This window comes from Mesorhizobium sp. WSM4871 (genome assembly GCF_055811295.1).
On record NZ_JBVVPU010000037.1, the window covers coordinates 1 to 6,381 of the forward strand.

General features: G+C 61.3%; 6 protein-coding genes and 3 pseudogenes. 5 read left to right on the plus strand and 4 right to left on the minus strand.

The features are described 5' to 3' along the window. Window positions 1–824: IS256 family transposase (locus tag AC0L2H_RS32200; protein WP_473593660.1), on the minus strand; the 824-nt coding region annotated here is incomplete at its 3' end. A gap of 57 nt (window positions 825–881) precedes the next feature. Between AC0L2H_RS32200 and AC0L2H_RS32205 the strand changes: the two genes are divergently transcribed. Next, window positions 882–1,082, plus strand: a complete 201-nt coding sequence (locus tag AC0L2H_RS32205; protein ID WP_019863450.1) for a hypothetical protein — start codon at window positions 882–884, stop codon at window positions 1,080–1,082. Between the two features lie 378 nt (window positions 1,083–1,460). Here the strand turns inward: AC0L2H_RS32205 and AC0L2H_RS32210 are convergent. Beyond that, window positions 1,461–2,626: pseudogene (locus AC0L2H_RS32210) on the minus strand (IS110 family RNA-guided transposase). A 245-nt stretch (window positions 2,627–2,871) separates the two neighbouring features. Here AC0L2H_RS32210 and AC0L2H_RS32215 point away from each other — a divergent pair. The 4 genes and pseudogenes from AC0L2H_RS32215 to AC0L2H_RS32230 form a co-directional block, all read left to right on the plus strand. Then, window positions 2,872–3,363, plus strand: a complete 492-nt coding sequence (locus AC0L2H_RS32215) for a helix-turn-helix domain-containing protein (RefSeq protein ID WP_223217798.1) — start codon at window positions 2,872–2,874, stop codon at window positions 3,361–3,363. Next, window positions 3,360–3,764: an IS3 family transposase gene (locus AC0L2H_RS32220; RefSeq protein WP_051112864.1), complete on the plus strand. Its 405-nt coding sequence runs from the start codon at window positions 3,360–3,362 to the stop codon at window positions 3,762–3,764. The genes AC0L2H_RS32215 and AC0L2H_RS32220 overlap by 4 nt, the downstream gene beginning before the upstream one ends. Continuing rightward, entirely contained in the window at window positions 3,712–4,224 is a 513-nt protein-coding gene (locus AC0L2H_RS32225) for an integrase core domain-containing protein (RefSeq protein ID WP_080643878.1), read from the plus strand. The genes AC0L2H_RS32220 and AC0L2H_RS32225 overlap by 53 nt, the downstream gene beginning before the upstream one ends. A 91-nt stretch (window positions 4,225–4,315) precedes the next feature. Continuing rightward, window positions 4,316–4,638, plus strand: a pseudogene (locus AC0L2H_RS32230) (transposase); the annotation flags it as partial. A gap of 543 nt (window positions 4,639–5,181) precedes the next feature. Here AC0L2H_RS32230 and AC0L2H_RS32235 read toward each other — a convergent pair. Both AC0L2H_RS32235 and AC0L2H_RS32240 read right to left on the minus strand, forming a co-directional pair. Then, window positions 5,182–6,033 carry an alpha/beta fold hydrolase gene (locus AC0L2H_RS32235; protein WP_223217797.1) on the minus strand — a complete coding sequence of 284 codons (852 nt, stop codon included), beginning with the start codon at window positions 6,031–6,033 and terminating at the stop codon, window positions 5,182–5,184. Between the two features lie 42 nt (window positions 6,034–6,075). After that, a pseudogene (locus AC0L2H_RS32240) lies at window positions 6,076–6,381 on the minus strand (ABC transporter substrate-binding protein); the annotation flags it as partial.

Here is a 6,381-nt window from a genome sequence, read left to right on the forward strand (position 1 = left end):
ACCCCATCGCAGCGATCACCGCCTCCGAAGCCGACATCCACCCCCACGGTCGGCATAATCCGGACATCGGCATAATGGACGCGGCAGCGTTGCCATGTCGCGCACAGCACCTTGGTGACGGCGGCCTTGAGGCCTTCGTGCGCGTCGGAGACGACGAGCTTGACGCCGCGCAGGCCGCGACGGGTCAGCTTGCGCAGGAACTCCGTCCAGATCGGCTCGGCCTCCGAGGTGCCAATCTCCATGCCCAGCACCTCGCGCCGGCCGTCCGCATTGACGCCGACAGCGATGATGACGGCGACCGAGACGATCCGCCCACCGCGGCGGACCTTCAGGTAAGTGGCGTCGATCCACAGGTATGGCCAATCGCCCTCAATCGGCCGCTCGAGGAAGGCCTTCACCTTGCCGTCGATCTCCTCGCACAGCCGCGAGACCTGGCTCTTGGAGATGCCGCTCATCCCCATGGCCTTGACCAGGTCGTCAACCGACCGGGTCGAGATGCCTTGCACATAAGCTTCCTGGATGACGGCGGTCAGCGCCTTCTCGGCCATGCGGCGCGGTTCCAGGAAACCGGGGAAGTAGGAGCCCTTCCTGAGCTTGGGGATGCGCAGCTCGACGGTGCCGGCGCGCGTCTCCCAGTCGCGGTCCCGGTAGCCGTTGCGCTGGGCCAGCCGCAGCGGGTTCTTCTCGCCATAGGTGGCGCCGGTGGCCGCGCCCACCTCCATTTCCATCAGCCGCTCGGCGGCAAACCCGATCATCTCCCGCAGCAGATCGGCATCCGGGGTCTTCTCCACGAGCGTGCGCAGGTTCATCATGTCGTCGGTCATCGGTGGTCCTTCCGAAATGGGTTGGCGTCAACAACCAAACCCTACCGGAAAGCGCCGATGACCACCGACACGCCGCTCACTCGCTACAGCGCTACTAACGGCGCGCTCGCGAGCGGCTTCGTAACCGCCGAGCTACACCTGTATGGGGCGATGATTGTCAAGCTTGCTCCTGGTTCGTTTCCTCATCTCCTCGTTCGGCCGATTGGCGACCATCTCCTCGTGCCGACCTGGCTTCGAACTGGCCGCCGCGCGCAGTGACGGTCAAGGGTGGCTGCAGCCATCGCGAAGCGACTTGTCCTTGACGGTCACGAGCAGGGCGGCAGGCTTTGCCGGGTCGGGTGAGCCGTTTCCGGTGGGCCAAATGCCGACGACAGATTTCCGAGGCGAGCTCGCCATGAGCCGGGCGCGAAGATCGCGCGGCAGACTTGTATGCGGTAGATCGCAGTGGATCTGACCATGATGCAGCATGCGCATCGGTGGCGAAGCTCCGGGGCGGCGGGGGCCATTCTACGTCGGCGGTCCGAAGGACCATGTGTAGCTTCGGGTTGCCGCCACCTCGGATCGTCATCGGCAGACCCTGCTGCGGGCCTTGCCAATTGGGGTGTGCCTTGTTCTCCCTCTTCCCACGTGCCTCCATCACGGCGCACGCACGATGACGCCCTGCGGCACCTCGCCCGCAGTGACGAAACGCCACAGCGCAATCAGCAGCCTGCGCGCCAGCGCCACGATCATCGTCTTGCGCGTCGTTTTGCGGCCGTCGGTCGTGCGTGCCTGGAACCATCGGGCGAGGTCGCTGTCCTTCTGGAAGCGCAGGAACCGCCAGGCCAGTTGGATCATGCCACGCCGCACGCGGGCATTGCCGGCGCGCGCTAGCCCTTTCTCGCGGCGGCGCTTGCCGCTCTCGTCCGGCGACCCCGTGAGGCCGGCATAGCGCGCCACGGCGCGGCGGTCGCGCAGCTTGCGCGACAGCATCTCGTGGACCAGCATGTCGGCCGTCTCGACGCCGATGCCGATGATCCGCGCGAGCAGGCGAACCATCGCGTGCGGGCCGTTCGCCGCAGCCGGAGCCGCCGCCAGCCGGCGCAGGCGCTCCTGTTCGATGGCGCGGATCTGCGCGCGCACGAAGTTGAGCCGCTCAAGGAAGCGGTAGAGTTCGGCGCGGGTGTTGTCCGGCAGCGGCGTTCCCTCCGCCGTTCGGATGCTCTCCAGCCTGTCCGCGGCCTGGCGCAGGCTCAGCCGGAAGCTGCGGACGCCGAAGCGGGCGAGGATCGCCTTGATGCGGTTGATGAGCCGCGTCTGCTCGCCGACCAGGGTCCCCCGCTCGCGGTTCGGCCGCCGCGCGTCCTCGTCTTCGAGCGTCGGGATCGCAGCCATGGAGCAATGGCGTTTCTCGCCGCGCAGCCAGCCGAGAAAAGCGCGCATCAAAAGCTCGGCGTCGAGACGATCGGTCTTGGCGCGGCGGTGTCGCGCGACACCGGAACGCTCGAGGGATGGATGGCATAGGCCTCGATGCCGTGCGCCCGCAACCAGCGCGCCAGCCAGAAGCCGTCGCCGGCCGCCTCATAGGCGACGGCGATCCGCTGGACCGTGTGCCCGGCCCGGCCGGCTTCGTCGCGCCAGCGCTGCAAAAGCTTCAACAGTGCTGGCGCGTCGGCATCGATCTTCTTGAGGGGCTGGCGCTTGAGGCCCGGAACAAGCGCGGCGACGAGCCACTTCGCCTTGCTCATTTCGATGACGGCGATGATCGTGTTATCCTGTTCGAGAGCGGCAAGGGACCGGCTCGCGTCAAAAGATTGCGACATGGGACGCCTCCTTCTGATGATGGTTGAAACAGCGAAGGATGCCACACCCTCGCCGCTCGCCCCATAGCATCTACCTGATGGGACACGACCCGACGAACCCGACGAAGCAGCGCATGGCGGTTGCCGCGATGCTGAAGACGATCTTCGCACAGGAAACGAAGGCCGATGCCGAAACCCAGTGGAGGCTATGGCATGCGGATTCCGACGATTGACCGGACGGCATTCCGATCAAAAACCGGACGCGATTGGAGTGCAGCCCCAGACTGAGACAAGGAAAATCGCGGACAGTTTCCCAGCAAGAGAGGAAACTGGGCCATGGCCGGACGGAAAAAAGTATTGATGGGGACCAAAAGCTGGAGCTTGTCCAGCGCATGGAGGCGAGCGAAACCGTCAGCAAGTTGGCAGACGAAATTGGCATCAGTCGCCAACGACTTTACGAGTGGCGTGATCACCTCAGGCTTCGTGGTAATCTGAAGTCACGTCGGCGCGGCCGGCCGGCCAGACCGATAACAGGAGTTGACGGGGCCGCGCAGCTGCAGAGCGCAGTCGCCACGCTGGCATCTCAGGAAAAGGCGCTGACCAAGGCCAGGCGTCGGATCAGGGAATTGGAGCAGAAAGTCGGGCAGCAGCAACTGGATCTCGATTTTTTTCGCGAAGCCTTGCGGCATTTCGAGGAAGATCATCGTCGGAGCAGAGCTCCTGGCGAAACGGGATCTTCAAAGTCATCAAAAAGATGACGACCGGCCTGTCGCAAGGCGAATTCAACATCGACAGAATGTGCTGGCTCGCTGGCGTCAGCCGCGCGAGTTACAACCGTCATTGGCTGGATTCGGCGCCTCGGCGGGCCGAGACAGGTTTGCGCGATCTCATTCAGAAGATGGCTCTCGGCAACGCGCACTACGGCTACCGCCGGATCGCAGCCCTGCTGCGGCGGGAGGGATGGCAAGTCAACCATAAGTGCATTCTACGGATCATGCGGGAAGACAATCTGTTGTGCCTGCGCGCAAGCCCCTTTGTTCCTGTGACGACGAACTCGAGGCATGGTTGGCACGTCGTGCCGAACCTTGCCAGGGGAATGATCCTCAATGGGCTCGACCAGCTGTGGGTGGCCGATTATCACGTTCCTGCATCTGGCTGAGGAGTTTGCTTTCCTTACCGTTGTCCTGGATGCGTTTAGCCGCAAGGTCGTCGGGTGGGCGTTGGATACGCATCTCAGAGCAAGCCTTGCGATCGAGGCTCTCGATATGGCCATCGCTAACCGCCAGCCTGAACCAGGGAGCCTCGTCCATCATTCCGACCACCCAATACGCCTGCGGAGCCTACTCCGAAGTTCTGCATCTTCACGATATCCAGGCGAGCATGAGCCGTGTCGGAATCCTTACGACAACGTGAATGCGGAAAGCTTCATGAAAACGCTCAAGCAGGAAGAAGTGCAGGGCCTCACCTACAAGGATGCGGCCGATGCGCGCAAACGGATCGGAGCCTTCATCGATAGCATCTACAACCAGCAGCGGCTGCATTCGGCACTCGACTATCTAACTCCGGAGGAATACGAACAGAAGCATTCGCGCAGACGAGAGATGGAAAGGGCCGCATAAGCGTAACACGGGAGGTGTCCGCGATTTTCCTTGTCTCAGTCTGGGGGTGCACTCCATCACTGTCCGGAATCATTGGAATACGCATATTCCAGACGCGGTGCGCGAAAAGCAGCCCAAGCTCGGAGCCCTGATGGACGCCTCCGCGATAACGTGCTGGCCTACATGTCCTTCCCGCGCCAGCACTGGGCGCAGATCGCATCCACGAATCCGCTTGAGCGCGTCAACCGCGAGATCAAGCGACGAGCCGACGTCATCGGTACCTTCCCCAACGACGAGCCAATGCTCCGCCTCGTCGGCGCACTGATGTTGGAGACAAATGACGAATGGGCCGTGACGCGACGCTACATGAGCCTTGAAACGTTGGCCCGCATCACCGACAATCCCACCATCAGGCTTCCCGCCGTGGCCGCCTGATCAGCTTGGGACCTCTGCGAAGGTCGGCGCTCTTACACCATGCCGTGGACACGACCGTTACTGCTCGCGTACGTCTGGAGTTGGGTTGGGCAGGCTAGCCGAATAGCGGCAACTAGCCGAGTAATTGTGGAGGCGATTTACCAGAAAAGCGCCCGACCAGAACTCGCCACAGTACGCAAGAGCGCCCGCTCGTCAACCTGCAGCGTTCCCCGTGTCGATTGTATCGTGACCCGCGAAAGACGGCGCCGTGTCGCTGACGAGCGCTCAGGTGGCGTGTTTGCTCGACGAGATCGACGGCAAAGCCGCAGTATAGCTGGCGTTCACCGAGCGCGGGATAGGACGCGGTTCCCTGCCGCACGGCATGTTTTCCGTTGCACAAAAAGCCGAGGGCTGATTCATTTCGGCCATCCGCTGTTTCGCCCCAGCCGGACTACATCGAAGCGCTTAAGGCCCTGGTGGTTTCGATAGGGGCCGAACTTGCCGCTGCAAAAGCAAAGGCATCGGCCACGGAAGCTCAGAGCTCAACGCCTTTTTGCTGTTTATCTATCCAAACCACTGTCGGATGAGACCATTTACTGCCTCGCTTCGGTCGCTCTGGACGGAGTGCCCTGCATTGTTCAAAAGGTGGAAATCCGAATTTTTGATCAGCTTTGCCAGCATCAAGCCGCGCTCCGGCGGCACTGTAGGATCGTTCTTAGACCAGATGATGAGTGTCTGGGCCTGAAGCTGGTCAATAAAAGGAAAGATGTATTTCTGCTGCAGCTGTATATAGAGACGCGGCTCGTGTTCCTCCTCCGGGGCTTGTTGGAACATCTCGTATTGTCCGCGCTCCGCGGCACGGTGATAAGCCGCTCGCTTTACGTCTTCCAAATCCTGTCCGTAGGCCCGGCAGGCTTTCCGCCACGCGGTGATATATTCCTCCTCGCTTGGCATCGGCCGGGAGACGTCGTCCTGCTGTCGGCTGGCCTTCATCCAAGTTTCATCGCGGTCGTCTCCATATGCAGGCGATAAGGCGCTGGCGGTAAGCAGCACGAGCCTGGAAACAAGATCGGGACGGACGATCGCAATCCGAGCGGCGACGAATGACCCTTCTGAATGGCCAACCAGCGTGACCTGCTTCAGTCCAAGCGCATCGATGAAACCAATCACATGATCCACACGATCGATCCGATTTATATACTTGTGATCGGAGGGATAATCTGTCCCGCCAAAATGAAGCTGATCCAACGCAATCACTCTATATCGATCGGACAGCCCATTCAGCTGCCGAATGAAAGAGCTCTTTGCCTCGACGAAGGGGCCGGCACCGTGTATCAACACAAGCGGCTCACCGGCTCCGTTCTCGTAATACGAGGTTGCGGTACCGCATACAGATATATGCCGTTCAGCAATCACTATATTCCTCCAAAACTGGTGTCATGAACGTGAGAGTCCTTTTCAGGCTTCGAGCCAGCATTGCTCTAGGGCTTTTGCCATACTACTAAACACAGGATCCTTCACGAACCCCTTTACGCCCGGCCCAGTCGCGTCGATGGACTGGTTGAACATCGGCACGATCACGCCGCCCTCGTCCCGAAGGATGATGGCTATCTCGCGGTATAAATCCTTGCGCTTGTCCTGGTCGAATTCGGCGCGCGCCTCGATCAGAAGCTTGTCGAACTTTTCATTGCGGAAATGCGTGTCATTCCATGGCGCTGTCGACAAATACACGGTCGAGTATATCTGGTCCTGCGTCGGTCGACC

Excerpts from the sequence above, each read along its gene's own strand:
- AC0L2H_RS32205 (WP_019863450.1), top strand. The coding sequence starts at position 882 with ATGACCACCGACACGCCGCTCACTCGCTACAGCGCTACTAACGGCGCG.
- AC0L2H_RS32220 (WP_051112864.1), top strand. The coding sequence starts at position 3,360 with ATGACGACCGGCCTGTCGCAAGGCGAATTCAACATCGACAGAATGTGC.
- AC0L2H_RS32225 (WP_080643878.1), top strand. The coding sequence starts at position 3,712 with ATGGGCTCGACCAGCTGTGGGTGGCCGATTATCACGTTCCTGCATCTG.